This window comes from Rhizorhabdus wittichii, from assembly GCF_017607425.1.
Classification (GTDB): domain Bacteria; phylum Pseudomonadota; class Alphaproteobacteria; order Sphingomonadales; family Sphingomonadaceae; genus Rhizorhabdus; species Rhizorhabdus wittichii.
The window spans coordinates 3,542,628-3,563,758 of record NZ_CP059319.1 but is presented as its reverse complement, the minus strand read 5'-3'; the positions used below and the strand labels follow the sequence as shown (position 1 = coordinate 3,563,758).

17 protein-coding genes are annotated in these 21,131 nt (G+C 65.8%); 11 read left to right on the top strand and 6 right to left on the bottom strand.

The window, feature by feature from the left end:
- Positions 1-79: 79 nt before the first annotated feature.
- Positions 80-1,180 (top strand): cupin domain-containing protein, encoded by a 1,101-nt coding sequence (locus HRJ34_RS17065; protein ID WP_208631908.1) that lies wholly within the window; start codon positions 80-82, stop codon positions 1,178-1,180.
- A gap of 2 nt (positions 1,181-1,182) precedes the next feature.
- Here the strand turns inward: HRJ34_RS17065 and hpaI are convergent, their stop codons facing one another.
- Complete coding sequence (hpaI, locus tag HRJ34_RS17060; RefSeq protein WP_208631907.1) at positions 1,183-1,974, bottom strand: 4-hydroxy-2-oxoheptanedioate aldolase; 792 nt, start codon at positions 1,972-1,974, stop codon at positions 1,183-1,185.
- Between the two features lie 43 nt (positions 1,975-2,017).
- The gene (hpaH, locus tag HRJ34_RS17055; RefSeq protein ID WP_208631906.1) at positions 2,018-2,818 is read right to left on the bottom strand and encodes a 2-oxo-hept-4-ene-1,7-dioate hydratase; all 801 of its coding nucleotides are present in this window, start codon (positions 2,816-2,818) and stop codon (positions 2,018-2,020) included.
- 135 nt (positions 2,819-2,953) lie between these two features.
- Here hpaH and HRJ34_RS17050 point away from each other — a divergent pair, with 135 nt between their 5' ends.
- From HRJ34_RS17050 to HRJ34_RS17015, 8 genes are all read left to right on the top strand, one after another.
- Positions 2,954-3,340 (top strand): nuclear transport factor 2 family protein, encoded by a 387-nt coding sequence (locus tag HRJ34_RS17050; RefSeq protein ID WP_049771251.1) that lies wholly within the window; start codon positions 2,954-2,956, stop codon positions 3,338-3,340.
- Positions 3,341-3,561: 221 nt separating this feature from the next.
- Positions 3,562-4,722, top strand: a complete 1,161-nt coding sequence (locus HRJ34_RS17045) for an acyl-CoA dehydrogenase family protein (protein WP_226948829.1) — start codon at positions 3,562-3,564, stop codon at positions 4,720-4,722.
- A 380-nt stretch (positions 4,723-5,102) separates the two neighbouring features.
- On the top strand, positions 5,103-7,397 hold the full coding sequence (locus HRJ34_RS17040) for a TonB-dependent receptor (RefSeq protein ID WP_226948828.1): 2,295 nt from the start codon (positions 5,103-5,105) through the stop codon (positions 7,395-7,397).
- 93 nt (positions 7,398-7,490) lie between these two features.
- Complete coding sequence (locus HRJ34_RS17035) at positions 7,491-8,774, top strand: metallophosphoesterase family protein (protein WP_226948827.1); 1,284 nt, start codon at positions 7,491-7,493, stop codon at positions 8,772-8,774.
- A 37-nt stretch (positions 8,775-8,811) separates the two neighbouring features.
- Complete coding sequence (locus tag HRJ34_RS17030) at positions 8,812-9,744, top strand: BKACE family enzyme (RefSeq protein ID WP_208631903.1); 933 nt, start codon at positions 8,812-8,814, stop codon at positions 9,742-9,744.
- Positions 9,745-9,861: 117 nt separating this feature from the next.
- Positions 9,862-10,557, top strand: a complete 696-nt coding sequence (locus tag HRJ34_RS17025; protein WP_012049289.1) for a VOC family protein — start codon at positions 9,862-9,864, stop codon at positions 10,555-10,557.
- Between the two features lie 20 nt (positions 10,558-10,577).
- Positions 10,578-11,000: a nuclear transport factor 2 family protein gene (locus HRJ34_RS17020; protein WP_012049290.1), complete on the top strand. Its 423-nt coding sequence runs from the start codon at positions 10,578-10,580 to the stop codon at positions 10,998-11,000.
- A 203-nt stretch (positions 11,001-11,203) separates the two neighbouring features.
- A complete protein-coding gene (locus HRJ34_RS17015; protein WP_208631902.1) occupies positions 11,204-13,513 on the top strand; it encodes a cytochrome P450/oxidoreductase in 2,310 nt (769 codons plus the stop codon).
- A gap of 131 nt (positions 13,514-13,644) precedes the next feature.
- Here the strand turns inward: HRJ34_RS17015 and HRJ34_RS17010 are convergent, their stop codons facing one another.
- Both HRJ34_RS17010 and HRJ34_RS17005 read right to left on the bottom strand, forming a co-directional pair.
- The gene (locus HRJ34_RS17010; protein ID WP_208631901.1) at positions 13,645-14,775 is read right to left on the bottom strand and encodes a calcium-binding protein; all 1,131 of its coding nucleotides are present in this window, start codon (positions 14,773-14,775) and stop codon (positions 13,645-13,647) included.
- Positions 14,776-14,898: 123 nt separating this feature from the next.
- Positions 14,899-15,492, bottom strand: a complete 594-nt coding sequence (locus HRJ34_RS17005) for an SOS response-associated peptidase (RefSeq protein WP_208631900.1) — start codon at positions 15,490-15,492, stop codon at positions 14,899-14,901.
- Between the two features lie 122 nt (positions 15,493-15,614).
- Between HRJ34_RS17005 and HRJ34_RS17000 the strand changes: the two genes are divergently transcribed.
- Entirely contained in the window at positions 15,615-16,562 is a 948-nt protein-coding gene (locus tag HRJ34_RS17000) for a DUF817 domain-containing protein (RefSeq protein WP_404947149.1), read from the top strand.
- Between the two features lie 3 nt (positions 16,563-16,565).
- Here the strand turns inward: HRJ34_RS17000 and HRJ34_RS16995 are convergent, their stop codons facing one another.
- Together HRJ34_RS16995 and uvrA are read right to left on the bottom strand one after the other, a co-directional pair.
- A complete protein-coding gene (locus HRJ34_RS16995) occupies positions 16,566-17,642 on the bottom strand; it encodes a type I restriction endonuclease (RefSeq protein ID WP_208631899.1) in 1,077 nt (358 codons plus the stop codon).
- A gap of 181 nt (positions 17,643-17,823) precedes the next feature.
- Positions 17,824-20,790, bottom strand: coding sequence for an excinuclease ABC subunit UvrA (uvrA, locus tag HRJ34_RS16990; protein WP_208631898.1), 2,967 nt, complete (start codon positions 20,788-20,790; stop codon positions 17,824-17,826).
- A gap of 137 nt (positions 20,791-20,927) precedes the next feature.
- Here uvrA and HRJ34_RS29490 point away from each other — a divergent pair, with 137 nt between their 5' ends.
- A complete protein-coding gene (locus HRJ34_RS29490) occupies positions 20,928-21,059 on the top strand; it encodes a hypothetical protein (protein ID WP_264319402.1) in 132 nt (43 codons plus the stop codon).
- The last annotated feature ends 72 nt before the right edge of the window (positions 21,060-21,131 follow it).

The window sequence follows — 21,131 nt, the reverse complement described above, 5'->3', positions numbered from 1 at the left end:
ACAGAAGCTTTGGCCCATTTGGGCTCTGGTCGCCGCCTCGCCCCGCTCCTAGCCTCTCCGCAAAGGGAGTGGATGCGCGATGAACGAACCCGCCGCGAATTACAGCTTTGTTCCCGCACAGGCCGGCCATGCGGTCCCGGACCGCTGGCAGCCGATCAAGGTTCCGCGCGCCGAGATCGCGGCCGAGATCGATCGGCTCGCCGAGCGCGCCGTCGAGCCCGGCGCGCGCCGGAGCTCCGAGATCGTCCATGCCAATGCGCTCGATCTGGGCAGGGGCATCACGCCCGGCCTGTCCATCGCGATCCAGGTGCTGCGGCCCGGCGAGACGATCATGATCGATCGCGACAATGCCAACCGGGTCGAGTTCTGCCTCGGCGGGGAAGGCGAAGCGCTGCTGGGGCAGCGAAGCTTCCGGCTCGAGAAATGGTCGGCATGGATGGTGCCGTCGATGACGCCGCGCCTCTATCGCAACAGCGGCCAGCAGCTCCTTATCTGGCTGAGCTATTCCAACCAGCCCCTGCTCGAACGGGCCGGCGTCTATTATGCGGACGCGGTGCATGACCATCCGCAGGCCGCCCCGCGCAGGCCGGGTATCAACCAATATGCGCGCGACACCGCCCCGGACATCGCCATATCGGACGATGGCGCGCGCTTGCGCGGCTACGAATTCCTCACCGATATCGAGGTGGTGGACAATCCGCCGCTGCTCTGGCCCTGGCGGGAGATGCTGCCGCATCTGTCGCGCCGGCAGGGTGACGACAAGCGCACGATCATGCTGATGTACAACCCCGCCACCGGCCGCAGGAACGGGACGACCCACAGCTTCTTCGCGACGATCACGTCCTTTCCGGCCGGTCCGCTGCGCCCGCCGCCGCCGCGCGGCCATCGCCACAGCAGCTTCGCGACCAACTATCATTTCGAAGGCGCCGGCGAGAGCGTGGTCGACGGACAGAGATTCGAGTGGGAAGCGGGCGATCTGATGCTTTCGGCGCCGAGCTGGGCGGAGCATTCGCACGGCATTTCCGAACGTGGCGCCAGCGTGCTGACCGTCCAGGACCACCCCTTTCAGATCGGCATGGGAGCGCTGATCTGGCAGGAGGACATGGCCGGTCCGGTCCTGACGCTGGGCTCCGAACCCGGCCAGACCGGCTATGTCGGCCCGCGCCTCGCCGGCGAATAGGCTCAATAGATGGTTGCTCCGCGAGGTTCCTCGTCGCGGCCGCCCTTGAAGCGGCGGGCGAGGGCCTCCGCGCCGCGGGCCAGCAGGGTCACGTCGGTGCCCACCGCCACGAAGGTCGCGCCCAGCTCGATATAGCGGCGGGCCAGTCCTTCGTCCGCGGCGAGAATGCCGACGGCCTTGGCCGAAGTCCGGACGGTAGCGATCGCCCGTTCGATTGCCCGTTGGACCGCGGCATGCCCGGGATCGCCGAGATGGCCCAGCGAGGCGGCGAGGTCGGACGGGCCGATGAAGATGCCGTCGACCCCCGGAAGCTCGGCGATCGACGGCAGGGCGGCCAGAGCGGCGGCGCTCTCGATCTGCACCATGAGGCAGATCTCGTCCTCTGCCTCGTTCAGGTAGTTGCGCGTCCGGTTCCATCGGCTGGCCCTGCCGATCGCCGATCCCACGCCCCTCGTCCCCTGCGGCGGATAGCGCGTGGCCCGCACCATCGCCTCCGCCTGCGCGGCGCTCTCGACCATCGGGACGAGGAGGCTGCGGGCGCCGATGTCGAGCATCTGCTTGACGAGGACCGCGTCGCCGACCGGGAGGCGGACCACCGGCTCGACCGGATAGGCCGCGACCGCCTGGAGCTGGGCGAGCAGCAGCGGCAGGTCGTTGGGCGCATGTTCGCCGTCGAGCAGCAGCCAGTCGAAGCCGGCGCCGGCGCAGATCTCCGCCGTGTAGGGATTGGCCAGGGCCTGCCAGAGGCCGATCTGGACGCGGTCTTGCAGCAAGGCGGTCTTGAAGTCGTTCATGGTCCGGTTCCGATGGCCGCGGGAAAATGGTCGCCGCCGCCCGTCAGGCGAAGTGCATCGAGATCGTCCCCAAGGGGCCGTAATCGACATGGAAGCTGTTGCCGGCGGCGGCATGCACCGGCGCCGTGAAGGAGCCGCCGAGGATGATCTCCCCGGCCGCCAGCCCTTCGCCATAGGGGGCAAGCCGGCGGGCGAGCCAGGCCGGGCCGTTGGCCGGATGATTGAGGACGGCGGCCGCGACCCCGCTCTCCTCGATCGTGCCGTTGCGATACATGATCGCGCTCACCCAGCGCAGGTCCACCGCATCGGGCTTGACCGGGCGTCCACCGAGGACGATCGCGGCGTTGGCGGCATTGTCGCAGATCGTGTCGATGACCGTGCGGGTCCGCTTGCTGTCGGGGTCCACCCGGATGATGCGGGCATCGATGATCTCGAGGGCGGGCACGATATAGTCGGTGGCGGCGAGCACGTCGAACATCGTCACCCCTTCGCCGGCCAGAGGCTTGCCCAGGATGAAGGCCAACTCGACCTCGACCCGCGGTTCGATGAACCGGTTGGTCGGGATGTCCTGCCCGCTTTCGTACAGCATGTCGTCAAGCAGCAGCCCGTAGTCCGGTTCGGAGATGTTGACCGACCTCTGCATCGCGCGGCTCGTCAATCCGATCTTGCGGCCGATCGGCGTCCGCCCCGCCGCGATCTTCTTCCTCATCCAGGCGCGTTGCACCTGATAGGCGTCGGCTATTTCAAGGCCGGAGAATTCAGCGCTGACCTGCCCGATCTGGGTACGGTTCCGTTCCGCGATATCGAGTCGATCGGCGATCTGTTCGGCGATATGTTCGTCCATGGATACTATCTCCCTCGCTTTTTTCTTCATCAGCGCGGAGGAGCGTTCAAGGTGCGCCCGCCGGATATTGGCGCACAACTTGTTTTCCAAATGCGAATATCGACTTTGCCCGGCGATCGGGTTCACCCTGATGCCATGAACGAAAACCAGCAGGTCGCCGATCTCGTCATCGGCTTTTTCCGGGCGCTCGACGAGCGCGACGACCGGGCGGCGGGCGATGCCTTCGCCCCGGACGGCATATGGCACCGCCAGGGCGCCGCGCTGACCGGTCCCGAAGGGATCGCCGAAGTCCTCGCGGCCCGCCCCGCCGATCGGCGCAGCGTCCATGTCGTAACCAATATGGCCATCAGCCCCACGTCGTCGGGCTTCGTCGCCCGCTATTATCTGACCGGCTACGTCGCCTCGGGCGACGCCCCTCTGGCGCCTTCCGCAATCCTCGACTGCCGCGACGAGATCGAGGCGCGCGACGGCCGGCTTCGCATCCGGTTGAAGACGAGCAAGCTGCTCGGCCATTTCCACTGAGCGAAGATCGGCACGTCCTGCCATTCCATTTCGGCACGACCGTGATGCTGTGCCGATGCCTTCCCAAAGTCACATCGGAGGGTCATCCTGAGTTCCATCATGGCGCTCGATCCTCCGGGAACGCGGGCTGCCTGGCCGGCCAACCGCGCCAATAGCGAGAGGATGATATGCGGGCAGATCTGAGCGCTCCGACGAACGACGAGACCCAGGGCGCGGCGGAGGTGCTGGCCCGCGTGCGGGCGCTGGTCCCCGCGTTGAAGGATCTGGCCGAGATAACGGAACGCGAACGACGCGTCTCGGCCGAAACGACCGGTCTCCTTCGCGAAACCGGCGTGCACCGGCTGTTGCAGCCCCGGCGCTTCGGGGGGCTGGAAGCGAACTTCTCCGATCTGGTGAAGGCCAATATGGAATTGGGCCGCGGCTGCGCGAGCACGGCCTGGTGCACCTCGATCGCCGCCATCCACAACTGGATCGTCGCGCTCTATCCCCTGGAAGCGCAGGAGGAGGTCTGGGCCGATCCCCGCAACATCGTCGCGGGCTCCTATATGCCGGCCGGCACGTGCGAGCGCGTCGCGGGCGGCTACCGGATCGGCGGTGCCTGGAGCTTCGCCAGCAATTGCGACAACAGCCAATGGTTCATCGTCGGCGCGATGTTGCCTCCGGAAGGCGAGGGCGGTCCGCCCCAGGTCGGATGGTTCCTGTTGCCCCGCCAAGACGCGGAGGTCGTCGACACCTGGTATTCGATGGGCATGAGCGGGACGGGCAGCAAGACCATCTCGATCGAGCGGCCGGTCTTCGTCCCCTCGCATCGCGTGATGAGCATCGCTCAGGTCAATTCGACGGCGGCCCCCGGCACCGCGGTGCACGGCAATCCTCTCTATCGGCTGACCTTCGCGGCCGCGGCGCCCAGCATGCTGATCTCGCCGGCGCTCGGCGCCGCCCAGGGCGCGGTCGAGGATTTCGACACGCTCGCCCAGTCGAAGATGTCCGCGCAGGCGGGTGGTCCGCCGGCGCCGATGAAAAGCCTGGCGAACAACCAGATCGCGATCGCGACGGCCGCCGCATCGGTCGACGCCGCGCGGCTGATGATCCTCACGGACCTGGCCGAAATGGAACGGACGCTGGCCGCGGGCGGCCTGCCGGACATGGATCAGCGGCTGCGTCATCGCCGCAATCATGGCTTTGCGGGCCAGCTCGCCTCGACCGCGGTCAATGGCCTGTTCGAAGCGCTGGGCGCCAATGGCGGCGCGCTATCCAATCCGGTGCAGCGGGCCTGGCGGGACATCAACGTGGCCGTCCGGCATATCAGCCTCCATTGGCCGGCCACGGCGGCCATGTATGGCCAACACCGCTTCGGCCTGCCGCCAAAGGGCCAATTCTAGCGCGGTTTCCAGGCAGGTGGAGACATCTGCCGCCTCGGAAATGGCGGGAAGGAACTCGGAAGCCTTCCCTGACGCCGTGCTGCAACACGGTGCGGCGATCAGACGTGCATGAGCAAGCAACGTTCACCCGCGCCGCCATGCCGTACGGGCGGGATGGCGGACGACTCGATTGCTATGCGGGCAGCGCAACAGCCTGACGAGCTTCATTCCAATCCATCACAACTTTGCTGCCGTTTTGCTGCCTTGCGAGGCCCCGCCCCGACAGCAAGGATATGGGGACGAAGACTATCGGGGCGAGGCCGTGCAGCGCCATCGGCCCAGGAAAGGGGAGGAAAATGACCAAGTTCAAAGCGCTCGGTTCGACGGCCATCATTGGATGCATGGCCCTCGCTCTCATAAGCCCGGCCCATGCGCAGGACGCCGCCGCTCCAGCCGCCGACGGCGACGAGATCATCGTCACCGCCCAGGGGCGCGAGCAGAATCTTCAGGACGTGCCGGTCTCCGTATCGGCCGCCACCGGCATCAGCCTTCAGAAGCAGGCGATCACGACGCTCGAGGCGCTCTCGGTGCGCCAGCCGAACTTCCGCATCTCGCAATCGCCGGCGTCGGACTATGTCGTGATCCGCGGCATCGGCTCCTCGGCCAATATCGGCTTCGAGCAGTCGGTCGGCACCTTCGTCGACGGCGTCTATCGTGGCCGCTCCCGTTCGACCCGCGCCGCCCTGTTCGACCTGGAGCGCGTCGAGATCCTCAAGGGTCCGCAGACGACCTATTTCGGCAACAACTCCATCGCCGGCGCGCTCAACATCACCACCCGCAAGCCCGGTCGCGATCTCGCGGTGAACGGCACCGCCTCCTATTTCCCGAACACCGGCGAATATCTCGTCGAGGGCGGGATCACCCTGCCGGTCACCGACCGCCTTTCCCTGCGCCTCGCCGCCCGCCAGTCGGGCATGGACGGCTATATCAAGAACATCCAGACCGGGAAGGACGGGCCCCATCTCAACGACAGGATCGGTCGCGTCTCGATGGCCTGGGCGCCGACGGACGGGATCGAGATCGACGCCCGCCTCGACGTCGGGCGGATGCGCGATACCTCGGTGTTCAACGTCGAACTGCTCGACTGCCCGACGTCCGCGCCCTTCGCCGGCCCGGCGGGGCCGTGCGCCCGCTATCTGAACGCGAGCGGAGGCTCGGTCGACAGCAAGCTCGATCGCGTGAGCGGCGCCAATCCCTCCTACTTCGACTATGACATGGTCGAAGGCGTGTGGGGGATGAAGATCGCGGCGGGCGACAACACGCTCACCCTGACGACCGGATATTTCCACCATAAATACCACCTGCTCAACGACCCGGTCCCCGTGCCCGGATCGCGGGGCGGCAGCGCCGTCGGCACGACCACCGCGCTTCCGATCGCGCTGTTCGAGAAATATGACCAGGTGAGCCAGGAGCTTCGCTTCGCCTCGCCCGAGGACCGGACGATCAGCTACATGTTCGGCGCCTATTACCAATATGGCAAGCTGACGACCAACCTCATCCAGGGCTTCTATTTCGCTCCGGTCGCCGCGGCCACGGGCGGCCTCATCCCGCTGACCACGCCGGTGGCCGGCAGCATCACCACCACCGAGCGCAGCGACGTCTTCTCGGGCTTCGCCGCCGCCACCTGGCGCGCGACCGACGCCCTGCGCGTCAATGTGGGGGGCCGCTTCTCGCTGGTCGACAAGCATGATGCGCGCTCCACCCAGATGGGGACGGCGGCCTCGATCCCGTCGCTCGCCAATTTCGTGCCGTTCACCGTCGCGCTTACCCAGCTCTACGCGGCGAGCGGCATCAATCCCGGCAATTACGCGGTGCCGAACCGCTCCGACCATGCGTTCCTGCCGAGCGCGAGCATCCAATATGATCTGTCGCGAAACGCCATGGCCTACGTCTCCTATGTCGAAGGCTTCAAGGCTGGCGGCTACTCGATCGGGACGACCAATTCGAGCTTCGATCCCGAACGGGTGAAATCCTACGAGCTCGGGATCAAGGCCGACCTTCTCGATCGCCTGCTGACGGTCAACCTGGCCGGCTTCTACAGCCGTTACCGCAATCTCCAGGAGACCGCGACCGTCACCTCGGGCACGGTGGTGCGCCAGTTCGTGACGAACGCCGCCAAGTCCAAGGTCAAGGGCGTCGAGCTCGGGCTGACCGTGCGGCCGAGCTCGAACGTCACCCTGACCTCGAACGTCGCCTATCTGTCGTCGCGCTACGCCGATTATCCCAATGCGCCCTGCACGACGACGCAGCAGGCGCTGGCGCCGGTGTGCGTGCAGGACCTGTCGGGAGCGCGGCGGGCCTTCGCGCCGAAGCTGAGCGGAAATGTCGGCATGAACGTCACCCAGCCGCTCGGCCGCTACCAGCTCAGCTTCGACGCCAATGGCTACTTCACCACCCGCTTCCTCCAGATCGCGACCGGCGACTATCGCATCTCGCAGGAGGGCAACGTCAAGATCGACGCGCGGATCGGCTTCGGTCCGGCCGACGGCCCATGGGAACTGGCCGTCGTCGGCAAGAACCTCACCAACAAGCTGACCGCGGGCTATCGTCAGGTGGTGCCGGGCGCGACAGGCAGCCTCGCCGCCATGGCCGATGCCCCGCGCTCGATCGGCCTGCAGGGTTCGTTCCATTTCTAACGGCGCCGGCCCGCGACCGTCATCGGGTCGCGGGCCATGTCTGCTAGACGGGTTCCAGATGCCGATATCCACATGAAACCGTCGGAGCATGCGATGCTGAAATTCTTCCGCCGCGCCGGGGCCATGGTCCTCGCCCTGCTGCTCGCCCTGCCAGCGCCGGCTGTCTCGGCCGGCCGGAACTTCACCATCGCCGTCATTCCCGACACGCAGACCTACGCCAATTTCCGCCATCAGAAGGCCGAGGGCTTTCCCTTCGACGCGGCCGACCTGATGAAGCAGCAGTTCGACTATATCGCCGCCCACAGCGCGCCGCGCGGCGGCGATATCCGCTTCGTCGCCCATGTCGGCGATGTCTGGGAACATGCCACGATCGCGATCGATCCCGCGCATGTCGCGCGCGGTTTCAAGGCCGCACCCAATCCGTTCCTCGCCAAATATTTCGCGCCGACCACCAAGGTCGGGACCGTCGAGATCCCATTGGCCGAGGAAGCCTTCGACAAGATCGCCGGTCTCGTGCCTTTCGGCATCGCGCCGGGCAATCACGACTATGACGCGATGTGGACCGACATCCGCTACCCGCCCTTTCCGGTCGTGGACCCCGCCAACAAACGGTCATTGGGCGTCCAGCATGTCGGCGGCCTGCGATCCTTCCGGTCGACCTTCGGCGACCGAAGCCGCTTCTTCGCCGGCAAGCCCTGGTATGTGGCCTCGCACGATGGCGGCGCCGACAGCGCGCAGATATTCGAGGCGGGCGGGTACCGCTTCCTGCATATCGCGCTTCAGTTCAACGCCCCCCGCAGCTCGTTGCGCTGGGCCGCGGCGGTATTGAGGCGCTATCGCGGATGGCCCACGATCCTGTCGACCCACGACTATCTGACTCCGCTGGGCGAACGGGGATCGGACCCTGCGATGGACGCGCACGGCATCGACCCGAAGGATGGGTCGCCCCAGATCCTGTGGGACGAGCTGATCAGCCGCCACGACCAGATATTCCTCGTCCTCTGCGGCCATCAGAGCGGCGAGGCCCGGCGGCGCGACAAAAATGCCTTCGGCCATGACGTCGACCAGTTGCTGGCCGACTATCAGGATCGCCATCAGGCATCGATCGATGCCGGCCTGACGCCGCCGCCGCCGCTGGGCGACGGTTGGATGCGGCTGCTCGGCTTCGACATGGATGCCGCCGTGCCGACCATCAGGGTGCGCACCTATTCGCCGCACTATGGCAAGGACAGCCGCGCGCTCGCAACCTATGCCGCCTGGTACAAGGCGGCGGAACGCCCGGACCTCACCGACGCGCAGTTCCTCGATCAGAGCGACTTCGTCCTTTCACTCGACGACTTCCGCCAACGCTTCGGACCGGGGCGATCCGCGCCCTGAGGGGCATGCCTGCGCTTCACGACCAAGGAGGGATCGCATGTCCCAAACCCGTAAAGTCATCATCACCTGCGCCGTCACGGGCTCGATCCATACGCCGTCCATGTCGGCGCATCTGCCGGTCTCCGCCGTCGAGATCGCCGATGCCGCCGTCGAGGCCGCCGACGCGGGCGCGGCGATTGTCCATCTCCATGCGCGGAATCCCCTGGACGGCCGGCCCGACCAAAGCGCCGAGGCCTTCGCCCCGATCATCGACCGGATCGAAAAGCGCAGCGACGTCGTCATGAACATCACCACCGGCGGCTCGCCGTTCATGACGGTCGAACAGCGCCTGCGCCCCGCCGCCCATTTCAAGCCCGAGCTCGCCAGCCTGAACATGGGCAGCATGAATTTCGGCCTCTTCCCGATGCTCGAGCGCTACCGGCATTTCCGCCACCCATGGGAAGCACGGATGTTGGCCGACAGCCGCGACGTGGTGTTCAAGAACACCTATCAGGACATCGCCCATGTCATCGAAACCCTCGGCGGCCACGGCACCCGGTTCGAGTTCGAATGCTACGATACCGCCCACCTCCACAACCTTCACTATTTCTGGCGCGAAGGCCTGGTGAAGGGGCCCTTGTTCATCCAGACGGTCTTCGGACTTCTCGGCGGGATCGGGTCCCATCCCGATGAGGTCCTGCACCTGAAGCGCACCGCCGACCGGCTGTTCGGAACCGACTATGTCTGGTCGGTGCTGGGCGCCGGGGCGGCCCAGTTGCGGATAGCGGCGATGGCGGCGGCCATGGGGGGCCATGTCCGGGTCGGGCTGGAGGATTCGCTCTGGGCGGGTCCCGGCCGCCTGGCGAAATCCAACGCGGAACAGGTCGTCCAGGTCCGTCGCATCATCGAAGGCCTCGGGCTGGAGGTCGCAACCCCCGACGAAGCGCGCGCGCTGCTGGCGTTGCGGGGCGATGGGAGCGCCGCCGGGTGAACCGGCGACCGGCGGCGGCATCGTGCCACGACTGCAAAGCGGCCGTGCCAAGTTAGAATATCGACATGGGCCATGAAACATGGCCACCATCCACGCACTCATCTTGGGAGATTATCGATGCCGATCGCCAACGGGGTCAATCATCTGGCGCTGTCCACGCGGGACATGAAGGGGCAGATCCAGTTCTTCAGCGAAGTCTGCGGAATGGAGCTGATGGGCCTGTTCTGGATGCATGGCACAAACGGCGCGTTCCATTGCTTCCTCAAGCTCAACGACCAAAGCTATATGAGCTTCGTGCAGACCCCCGACATGGGGGAGAAGGAAGCCGTCAAGGGCGTCAGCTACGCCTCCCACCTCGTCGCCGGCGCGGCGCCCGGCGCTTTCCAGCATGTCGCCTTCAACGTCGGTACCCAGGCCGAGCTCCTCGCGCTGCGCGATCGCATTCGCCGCGCCGGCTATCAGGTGATCGGCACGATGGATCACGGCATCTGCAAATCGATCTATCTCAACGCGCCCGAGAACATCATCATGGAGTTCACCTCCAACGAGGGCGGCGCGGAACTGACCGCCGACATGTGGGTCGATCCCGAATGCGCGCGGCTGTGCGGCTTCTCGCAGGAAGAACTCGATCGCTGCCTTCGCCCTGCTCCGCTGGAACTGACCGGCGGCGTGGTTCCGAACCCGGCCACGCCCCGCCTGCCCCTCGAACTGGTGCCCGAGGAGGTTCGCGCGACGACGCTGGCCCTGTCGGACGAGGAGTTCAGCAAGAAGATGGATTACACCATCCCGCCGAACGCCGCCAAAGTCGCCTGAAGCGCGAAGGGAGAGGCCCGATGCCTGGCGAGCAACCGGCGATGCCCGGGATCGCGGATCAACTGGCGATCCGCGATCTCTCCTGGCGGTTTTCGGACGCGGTCAATCGAAACGATCCCACGGCGTTCCTCGCGCTCTGGCACATCGATGGCCACTGGCGTTCGGACCCGCCCGCCAATCTCGATGCGCGGGGACACCAGGCGCTGAGCACGCTCTTCGCGAACCTCATGGATCTCTGGACCATGTTTCACCAGAGCGCGACCCCGGGCCCGGCGGCCATCGAGGGGGACCGCGCCACCGCATCGGCTTATGTCCAGGAGACCGGCCTGGCGAAGACGGGCGGCTCCCTGCGTAATCTCGGGCGGTACGACGACGTTTTCATCCGAACGCACGACGGATGGCGCTTCCTGGAGCGCTCCTTCAACACGATCCATGTCGAATAGAGCACGACAACCCTTTAAATATTTCTGTCCCGGAGCCTGATCGTCTGAGGCGGAAGCGCTTCGCGCTTCCGCCGATACCTGCCGGGCGTCCATCCACGGCGCCCGATCCGGGGTGCCATATTTCGCGGTCTGTATCAGCCCCGCATCGCGCGATATTGGTATAGGGATATTTTCTCACGTCGTGACGCCGAGGGTCGACCGTAATGAGCCAGATCGAAAGCGCATCGCCATCGGCGAGGTGCCCCTTCCACGCCGCCACCGACCCGGAGATCGCCCGCGCCGTGGCGGATTTCGACGTGTTCGAGGGGCCGTTCACGGTCGATCCGGCGGCCGCGATGCGCCTGTTTCGCGAACGCCGGCCGATCTTCTTCAGCCCGAAGCTCGGCTATTGGGTGGTCAGCCGCTACGAGGACGTGAAGGACGTGTTCCGCGACACCGGCGCCTTCTCGCCCGCCAATGCGCTGGAGAAGGTCACGCCGAGCTCGGCGGAGGCGAGCGCGATCCTGGCCTCGCACGATTATGCGATGAACCGGACGCTGGTGAACGAGGACGAGCCCGCGCACATGGAGCGGCGCCGGGCCCTGCTCCACAGCTTCCTGCCCGCCGAGCTGGAGAAGCACGCGCCGATGGTGCGCCGGCTGGTCGCGCGGTTCGTCGACCGCTTCGTCGACCGTGGCGAGGCCGATCTCGTCGACGAGCTGCTCTGGGAGGTTCCGCTGACGGTGGCGCTCCATTTCCTCGGCGTTCCCGAGGACGACATGGACGTGCTGCGCCGCTATTCGATCGCGCACACCGTCAACACCTGGGGCCGTCCCTCGCCCGACCAGCAGGTCGCGGTGGCCGAGGCGGTCGGCAATTTCTGGACCTATTCGGGCCAGGTGCTCGATCGGATGCGGCTCGATCCGTCGGGCGACGGGTGGATGGAATATGCCCTGCGCCGACAGCGGGAGCTGCCCGACGTCGTCACCGATTCCTACCTGCATTCGATGATGATGGCCGGCATCGTCGCCGCCCACGAGACGACCGCGCATGCCACCGCCAACGCGCTGCGGCTGCTGCTCGAAGATCGCAAGGCCTGGGACGAGGTCTGCCGGGACGGCGCGCTGATCCCCAATGCGGTGGAAGAATGCCTGCGCCTGTCGGGCTCGATCATCGCCTGGCGCCGCGTCGCCCTCAAGGATGTCGAGATCGCGGGCCAGCCGATCGCCGCGGGCGACAGGATCCTCGTCGTGATGACCTCGGCGAACCATGACGGGCGGCATTTCGAGAACCCCGACATGCTCGATATCCGGCGCGACAACACCACCGATCATCTGTCGTTCGGCTATGGCGCGCACCAATGCCTGGGCAAGAATCTCGCCCGGATGGAAATGCGCATCCTGCTGGAGGAACTGTCGCGCCGGCTGCCGCACATGCGGCTGGCCGAACAGCGGTTCGACTATCTGCCGACGATCTCGTTCCGCGGCCCGGACCATCTGCGCGTCGTCTGGGACCCGGCCCGCAATCCGGAGCGCGCCGACGATCGGGCGAAGACGCCCCGTCCGCTGCAGCTGCTCGGCTCGCCGCCCCGCAGCAGCCTCGCCCGCCCCGTTCGGGTCGCGGCGATCGACGCCCTGACCGACGACGTCGTCCAGATCACCCTGGCCGATCCGGAGGGGCGCGACCTGCCGCCGTGGAGCGCGGGCGCGCATGTCGACCTGCTCGTGGGCGGCTTCCAGCGCAAATATTCGCTGTGCGGCGATCCCGGGGACCGCAAGCGCTACGTCGTCGCGGTCAAGCGCGACGCGGCCGGCCGGGGCGGCTCGCTCCACATCCATGCCGAGCTGCGAGTCGGCGACACCATCGGCATCCTCGGCCCGAAGAACCTGTTCCGCCTGCCCGACGGATCGGAGCGGATCATATTGGTGGCCGGCGGCATCGGCATCACGCCGATCATCGCGATGGCCGACCGGCTGAAAAGCCAGGGCCGCCGCTATGAGGTCCATTATTGCGGGCGGACCCGCGCGGCGATGGCCTATGCCGATCGCCTCGAACGCGATCATGGCGCCGCCGCGCATGTCCATGTCGGCGAGGAAGGCCGCCGTCTCGACCTGGCGGCGCTGGTCGGCGCGGGGAGGGAGGCGATTGTCGCCTGCGGGCCGGACCGGATGATCGACGCCTTGCAGGCGCTCTGCGCCGACGCGCCCGACCGGCTGCGCTTCGAGCATTTCGCGGCGGTCGAAACGCTGCTCGATCCCTCGGTCGAAGCGCCCTTCGAAGCCGAGCTGCGCGACTCCGGCCTGACCCTCACCGTGCCGGCCGACAGGACCTTGCTCCAGGTGCTGCGCGAGGCCGGCATCGACCTGCCCTCGGATTGCCAGGAGGGCCTGTGCGGCTCGTGCGAGGTCGGCGTGGTCGACGGGGAGGTCGACCACAGGGACATGGTGCTGACCGCGAAGGAGCGCGCGGAGAACAAGCGGATGATGGCCTGCTGCTCGCGGAGCCGGAACGGACGGATCGGCCTGAGCCTGTAGCCTGACGCCCATGGTCGCGGGCGGTTTCCCCGGAAATCGTGACAAAACAATAAGCTGGAGCGGCCGGGCTGATGCAAGCAGGGGTAAACCGCTCCAAGCTCCGATCCGCCGGACCGGTCTGTCCGATCGTATCAGGCGGCGATGAAGTCGCTGGGACCGAAGCCCGTGGGGAAGGTGCCGCCCAGCTCCACGACCGAATCGACGATGTTGCCGCCGTCCGATGCCCAGAACATCCGCAGGAATTCGCTGCCGCCGACTACCACCACCTCATGATCGCCGGGATGTGCGTCCATCTGTGCCTGCGCCTTGGCAAAGGCCTTGGCGATGGTGTGATCCGAGGGGGCGGGGCCGCTGGTATTGTCGGAAAGCATGGTGGCGGGGATGAAGCCGATCGCGATATGATCGACACCGCCCACGAAGTCCTTGATCGAGTCGATCCGGCTGCCGATCGGGCTGGTGTCGGTGCCGAATATGAAGATGTCCCTGCCCGCTCCGCCATAGAGCACGTCCACGCCGCGATCGCCCATCAGCACGTCGTTGCCGGTGCCGCCCAAGAGCGTGTCGTCACCCTGGCCGCCGCGTAGCACATCGTTGCCCTCATCGCCGGATACCGCGTCGGCACCGCGATTGCCGTTGAGCGTGTCGTTGTCGGCGCCGCCGATGATGATGTCGTTATCGGCGCCGCCGTTGATCCGATCCGATCCGCCGCGGCCGAGCAACTGGTCGTTGCCGGCATTGCCCTGGATATAGTCGCCGCCATTGCCGCCATCGATGATGTCGGCGCCATCGGGGCCGCCGTCGGGTGAGGCGCCATAGAGATGATCATTGCCGTCGCCGGCTGTGATCGTATCCCTGCCGTCATTGCCATAGAAGACGTTATGGCCCGCGAGATCGGTGATCAGATCGTCCAAATCGCTGCCGTGGAGCGTGTCGTTTCCGGGCAGGAGAAGATGAGTCACGTCGCCCGGTTTCTCGGCGAGGCCGTGGAGCATCGCGGCGTCCAGGGTAAAGGGTGGCGAACTCTGGCTGTACAGGACCGAGTTGCCCAGTCTGTATTCGAAACTATGGATCGTGCCGGCGATCGGCCATCCCGACGGGCCGTAGACCAGATCCTCGCCCCCGAAATCGAAGCGATTGCTGTCGGGGCCCGCCACGAGGAACCGGGTGCCGGTTTGGACCAGAATGCCGGCCCCCGACGCGAGCATCCGGGTGAGATCGAGCTCCATGTAGAGCGGGTCCGAGCCAGTCGGAAAAATCTGCATTGTGAAACCTTTTGCTCAACCCGGCATGGGTGGCGACTTCTCCGCTGTCAATATGGCTATCGCGTAAACATCAGAAATGGATGAATTTTTTCGGCGGTGTCGATGCGGCGGAAATGCTCTTCGCTAGCCCGTCGGCTCCACGGTCAGCGTCCCCGCCGGGGTCGGCCGCATCAGGTCGGGGGCGGGGACCGATCCGTCGAGCCAGCCCGCCCAGTCGCGCCGGTCGAGCAGGACGACCTGGCGGTGGTGATAGGGGGCGATGTCGTGGCCGGCATCGCAGGTCAGCAGGGTGAAGGCCTCGCCGACCGTCTCGTCGGCCTTCCACAGCCCGGCGATCGCGAACCAGTCCTCGGCCTTCCAGCGGAACAGCCATTTGTCCTTGCGCTTCGCCCCGGCATCGGCGGGCGCGGTGAACTCGTAGAAGCCGTCGACGGGCACCAGGCAACGGCCCTGCTTCGCCGAATTGCGGAAGTCGCGCCCCTCGCCGCGATAATTGTAGACCGGCTTGCCGCTCTGCCCTGGCCAGCTCCATCGGCGGGTGATCAGCTCTGTCTGGCCTTGCCGCGCGCGGACGATGACGCTGGGATCGGTGATCCGCACGCTCGCGGTCGGCTCGATGTTGGGCAGGCCCTCGGGCGCGCCGACGATGATCCTATATTCCTTCAGGCCGGTGATCAGCAGGTCGAGATCGAGCTTGCGGGAGAATTCGTTGCACATGGCCGCAAAGGTGGCGGGTCGAAAGACGCGGCGCAAGCGCTCCCCACTGTCGTCGCTCCTGCGAAGGCAGGCGCCTATGTCTCTCCTTGGCCAGATGCTCATCGGGGAGAGGACAGACATGGATGCCTGCCTCCGCAGGCATGACGGTAATGGGTAGGCGGCTAGGCGCCCTCCGCGCACCGCGCTATGCCGGTGGCCGCATGGGGAGTGAGTACGACCAGGGCCGCCCGGCCGGCGCGACGCGCTTCGCGGGGGTGCGGGCGCGGCTGGAGGCGGCGGCGCCGGAGCGCGGCTTTTCGGCCTTCCTCTACGAATTCCTGCTGTTCGGCTTCAAGCAGGGCTGGGCCTGCCTGTTCGGCGGGCTGATGCTGGCGCTGCTGCTCGCGACGCATCTCTGGTGGCCGGCGGATGCGCCGGTCGCGCGCTATGATTTCCTCACCGTCGCGGCGCTGCTGATCCAGATCGCCATGCTCGCCTTCCGGCTGGAGACGCTGGAGGAGGCGAAGGTGATCCTCGCCTTCCACATCGTCGGCACGGTGATGGAGCTGTTCAAGACCGCGCATGGCAGCTGGGAATACCGCGAGGCGGGGCTGCTGCGGATCGGCGACGTGCCGCTCTTCTCGGGCTTCATGTATGCGGCGGTGGGCAGCTACCTCGCCCGCGTCTGGCGCATCTTCGACTTCCGCTTTACCCACTATCCGCCGCGCTGGGCGACGGTCGTGCTGGCGGCGGCGATCTACGTCAATTTCTTCGCGCACCACTGGCTGCCCGACATCCGCCTTGCCCTGTTCGCGGCGACCGGCCTGCTCTACTGGCGGACCTGGGTCCACTACCGCCCATTCCGCGCGCATCGGCGGATGCCGCTGCTGCTCGGCTTCCTGCTGGTCGCGCTGTTCATCTGGTTCGCCGAGAATATCGGCACCTACGCCCACGCCTGGAGCTACCCCCACCAGCGCCACGCCTGGACTGTCGTGCCGATCGCCAAGCTGGGCGCCTGGTATCTGCTGATGATCATCAGCTTCGTGCTGGTGGAGCGGGTGCATGGGAGAACGCGCCATGCACCCGGTTAAAGATTAATCCGCCTTGCCACCTTCCAATTCTAGAATGCGATCGATGATGTGCTTCTCGATCTTGTATATGTCGGTCAGCGTGCCGATCGGATGACGCGTTTCCTCTTTTTCGGTGAAAGTTCCGACATAGCGTGTCGTGGGGCTGTTGAAGTGGAGTCGGGCGAGTGATTTGCGGTTGTTGTCGTCGAGCAGAATTGCGCAGTAGGATTTGGAATCGCGGATAACGACGCGGCTCGGATCAACATGGCGACTGGCGATAGCCTGCACTATGCGGAAGCCGGAAATCTCATCATCGGTTGTGATGATGCCGCTGCCTTCCGACATGTCGTCGGACGCATTCTCCTCGATGATCCCTGTTGACGGGTTGGCAACATTGAGTGCTGAATTGAGACGATCATTGACCTTATCGCGGATGAACTCTCCAATGGTGCTGGTGAGCAGCCCGTGAAATTGCTCTTTGGCGGCAGCGGTGGCGCGGCCAGCTTGGACCCGGCTGAGCATCAGGCGGACAAGATCGTCCGATGGATTGGCGAATTCCTTCTCCAACTCGATACGAAGCTGCGACTGGAGCTTTAGCCGCCCGGCGGCCTCGACGATGTGATCGATATTGAAGCCATGCTTTGAAAAGCGTTCGAGGATGGTCGGATCAGATCGTTTGATGGCCTCCATCGAGAAGACGTAGAACGGCTTCTCATCCATCTTGTTGGGTTGTTCGGTGTCTGAATAGAATTGGTAGACCACGCCATTGGTCAGAATGGCGACCCGTGCATCCGTGACGGTAAAATAACGAAAAAGCTGTGAGGCGTGTTTGAGATCAAGCTCGACCGTCGAGGGCTTGCATTCGATCAGAATGTTGAGCTTACCGCCCGAGCAGATCGCATAATCGACTTTCTCGCCCTTCTTGATCCCAACGTCGGCGGTATATTCAGGAATGACCTCACCAGGATTGAAGACGTCGTATCCCAACGCCTGGAGAAACGGTAGAACGAGTGCTGTCTTGGCCGCTTCCTCCGTCAACAGCAGTTCGCGATGCTCGGTGGTGCGCTTCTCAAGCGCCATCAGCTTGGTAACCAGTTCCATGCGAAGTGCCCCCTTCGATGACTGAAAGGAGACTATCCTTGTAACTCGATTTCCGCCGATAGAAGTTTAGTCCATTATGGAGGTTCTAGCTGCTCCCCGCACCACTTCTAAGATTGTCCAAGAGGGCCACAAATAGGCTCACGTCAAAAGCTGCCTCGTTGGCACTTTTCGCGGATTATTATCACTCCGCCGCCTGAGCACTCCTCGCCCCTGCCTCCAGCAGCGGCTTGAGATAGGCGCCCGTATAGCTGCGCGGCTCCTTCGCCACCTGCTCCGGCGTCCCTTCCGCCACGATCTCGCCGCCGCGCACGCCGCCTTCGGGGCCGAGGTCGATCACCCAGTCGGCGGTCTTGATGACCTCCAGGTTGTGCTCGATCACCACCACGGTGTTGCCCTGCTCGACCAGCGCGTGGAGCACCTCGAGCAGCTTGCGGACGTCCTCGAAGTGGAGGCCGGTGGTCGGTTCGTCGAGGATGTAGAGGGTGTTGCCGGTCGACCGGCGCGACAGTTCCTTGGCGAGCTTGACGCGCTGCGCCTCGCCGCCCGACAGCGTCGTCGCCTGCTGGCCGACCTTGATGTAGCCGAGGCCGACCTCGGCCAGCATCGCCATCTTGTCGCGGATCGGCGGGACCGCCTTGAAGAACTCGACCGCGTCCTCGACGGTCATGTCGAGCACGTCGGCGATGCTCTTGTCCTTGAACTTCACCTCCAGCGTCTCGCGGTTGTAGCGCGCGCCGTGGCAGACGTCGCAGGTGACGTAGACGTCGGGCAGGAAGTGCATCTCGATCTTGAGCAGGCCGTCGCCGGTGCACGCCTCGCAGCGGCCGCCCTTGACGTTGAAGCTGAACCGGCCCGGCTTGTAGCCGCGCGCCTCGCTCTCCGGGAGCCCCGCGAACCAGTCGCGGATGTTGGTGAAGGCGCCGGTATAGGTCGCCGGGTTCGAGCGCGGGGTGCGGCCGATCGGCGACTGGTCGATGTCGATGACCTTGTCGCAATATTGCAGACCGGTGATCTTGTCGTGCGCGCCCGCCACCACGCGCGCGCCGTTGAGCTGGCGCGCGGCCGAGGCGTAGAGCGTGTCGATCGTGAAGCTCGACTTGCCCGATCCCGAGACGCCGGTGATGCAGGTGAAGGTGCCGAGCGGGATCGCCGCGGTGACATTCTTCAGGTTGTTCGCCCGCGCATTGTGGACGGTGACCTTCTTGCCGTTGCCCTTGCGCCGCTTCGCCGGCACCTCGACCATGCGGCGGCCCGACAGATAGTCGCCGGTGAGGCTCGCCTCGTTGGCGAGGATGTCGTCGAGCGTGCCCGACGCCACCACCTCGCCGCCATGGACGCCGGCGCCCGGCCCCATGTCGAGGATATAGTCGGCGGTGCGGATCGCATCCTCGTCATGCTCGACGACGATCACCGTGTTGCCGAGGTCGCGCAGCCGCCGCAGCGTCACCAGCAGCCGGTCGTTGTCGCGCTGGTGCAGGCCGATCGACGGCTCGTCGAGCACGTAGAGGACACCGGAAAGTCCCGACCCGATCTGGCTGGCGAGGCGGATGCGCTGGCTCTCGCCGCCCGACAGCGTGCCCGAGGTGCGGTCGAGGTTGAGATAGTCGAGCCCGACATTGTCGAGGAAGCCCAATCGCTCGACGATCTCCTTGAGGATGCGCTCGGCGATCGCCTTCTGCTGCTCGTTGAGATGATCGGGCATCTCGCGGAAGAATTTGAGCGCGGGGCCGACCGCGCGGCGGGTCGACATCGAGATGTCCTCGCCCGCGATCTTGACCGCCAGCGCCTCGGGCTTGAGGCGCGCGCCGCCGCACACCTCGCAATGCGCGGCGCTCTGATACTTGGCGAGCTCCTCGCGCATCCAGGCGCTCTCGGTCGACAGCATGCGGCGCTCGAGATTGTGGATCACCCCCTCGAACGGCTTCTGCACGTCGTAGCTCTTGCGGCCGTCGATGAAGGTGAGGGTGATCACCCGCCCCTTGGTGCCGTAGAGGACGGTGTCGCGGATCTCCTCGGGCAGCTCATTCCACGGCGTCTCCAGCTTGAAGCCGTAGGCGCGCGCGACCGAGCTCAGTACCTGCATGTAATAGGGGCTGGGCGGGTTGGACTTGGCCCAGGGCACCACCGCGCCCTGCTTGATCGACAGCGCCTCGTTGGGGACGACGAGCTGCGGGTCGAAGTAGAGCTTCTCGCCGAGGCCGTCGCAGGCAGGGCAGGCGCCCTGCGGCGCGTTGAACGAGAAGAGCCGCGGCTCGATCTCGGCGATGGTGAAGCCCGAGACGGGGCAGGCGAATTTCTCCGAGAAGGTGATGCGGTTGGCGGGGACGCCGGCGCCCTTCATCGCGCCGCCCGTCTCCATCGTCTCGGCATATTGGAAGCTGGCCGGCATCTCGCGGACGCCGCTCGGCGCCATCGCCTCCGCCACCGTCGTGTCGACCAGGTCGGCATAGGCGAGGCCGTCGGCCAGGCGCAGCGCGGTCTCCAGGCTCTGGGCGAGGCGGGTCTCCATCCCCTCGCGGACGACGAGGCGGTCGACCACCACCTCGATGTCGTGCTTGTACTTCTTGTCGAGCGCGGGCGCCGCCTCGATCTCGTGCATCTCGCCGTCGATGCGGACGCGGGTGAAGCCGGCCTTCTGCCATTCGGCCAGCTCCTTGCGATACTCGCCCTTGCGGCCGCGCACGACCGGGGCGAGCAGCAGGAAGCGGGTGCCCTCCTTCAATTGCAGGATGCGGTCGACCATCTGGCTGACCGTCTGCGCCGAGATCGGCAGGCCCGTCGCGGGCGAATAGGGCACGCCGACCCGCGCCCAGAGCAGGCGCATATAGTCGTAGATCTCGGTCACCGTCGCGACGGTCGAGCGCGGGTTGCGGCTGGTCGTCTTCTGCTCGATCGAGATGGCGGGGGAGAGGCCCTCGATATGGTCGACGTCGGGCTTCTGCATCAGCTCGAGGAACTGGCGCGCATAGGCCGACAGCGACTCGACGTAGCGGCGTTGCCCCTCGGCATAGATGGTGTCGAAGGCGAGACTCGACTTGCCCGATCCGGACAGGCCGGTGATCACGATCAGCCGGTCGCGGGGCAGCTCGACATCGACGCCCTTGAGGTTGTGCTCGCGCGCGCCGCGCACCGAAATATGAGTCAGCATGTCAGCAAATGTTCCAGATTTGTTCGCGGCGCGCAAGGTGGCATGTCGGCGCACGCACCATCTGGGCGCTGGTTAATCGATTCTCAACCCTGTCGGGCGATTGTCCGCGCTGGACCGATCATGTGCCGGAGGATGCGATGTTCACGATCAACCGCAGGGAACTGGCGCACACGTTGCTGATCGCGTCGCTGTTCATGGCGATCGGGCTGGGCTGCGTCGACCGGATGATCGGCAACCCGGCGGATTTCCCCGTCGCCGAACAGGGCTGAATCCCGCCCGTCATCCTGGCGAAAGCCAGGATCTCCCTTCTTCATGGTCGGTCGGAAGGCAGTGAGATTCCG

Coding starts and splice junctions, on each gene's coding strand:
- HRJ34_RS17065 (WP_208631908.1), top strand. CDS start 80: ATGAACGAACCCGCCGCGAATTACAGCTTTGTTCCCGCACAGGCCGGC.
- hpaI (WP_208631907.1), bottom strand. CDS start 1,974: ATGAACGACTTCAAGACCGCCTTGCTGCAAGACCGCGTCCAGATCGGC.
- hpaH (WP_208631906.1), bottom strand. CDS start 2,818: ATGGACGAACATATCGCCGAACAGATCGCCGATCGACTCGATATCGCG.
- HRJ34_RS17050 (WP_049771251.1), top strand. CDS start 2,954: ATGAACGAAAACCAGCAGGTCGCCGATCTCGTCATCGGCTTTTTCCGG.
- HRJ34_RS17040 (WP_226948828.1), top strand. CDS start 5,103: ATGGCCCTCGCTCTCATAAGCCCGGCCCATGCGCAGGACGCCGCCGCT.
- HRJ34_RS17035 (WP_226948827.1), top strand. CDS start 7,491: ATGCTGAAATTCTTCCGCCGCGCCGGGGCCATGGTCCTCGCCCTGCTG.
- HRJ34_RS17030 (WP_208631903.1), top strand. CDS start 8,812: ATGTCCCAAACCCGTAAAGTCATCATCACCTGCGCCGTCACGGGCTCG.
- HRJ34_RS17025 (WP_012049289.1), top strand. CDS start 9,862: ATGCCGATCGCCAACGGGGTCAATCATCTGGCGCTGTCCACGCGGGAC.
- HRJ34_RS17020 (WP_012049290.1), top strand. CDS start 10,578: ATGCCTGGCGAGCAACCGGCGATGCCCGGGATCGCGGATCAACTGGCG.
- HRJ34_RS17015 (WP_208631902.1), top strand. CDS start 11,204: ATGAGCCAGATCGAAAGCGCATCGCCATCGGCGAGGTGCCCCTTCCAC.
- HRJ34_RS17010 (WP_208631901.1), bottom strand. CDS start 14,775: ATGCAGATTTTTCCGACTGGCTCGGACCCGCTCTACATGGAGCTCGAT.
- HRJ34_RS17005 (WP_208631900.1), bottom strand. CDS start 15,492: ATGTGCAACGAATTCTCCCGCAAGCTCGATCTCGACCTGCTGATCACC.
- HRJ34_RS17000 (WP_404947149.1), top strand. CDS start 15,615: ATGCCTGCCTCCGCAGGCATGACGGTAATGGGTAGGCGGCTAGGCGCC.
- HRJ34_RS16995 (WP_208631899.1), bottom strand. CDS start 17,642: ATGGAACTGGTTACCAAGCTGATGGCGCTTGAGAAGCGCACCACCGAG.
- uvrA (WP_208631898.1), bottom strand. CDS start 20,790: ATGCTGACTCATATTTCGGTGCGCGGCGCGCGCGAGCACAACCTCAAG.
- HRJ34_RS29490 (WP_264319402.1), top strand. CDS start 20,928: ATGTTCACGATCAACCGCAGGGAACTGGCGCACACGTTGCTGATCGCG.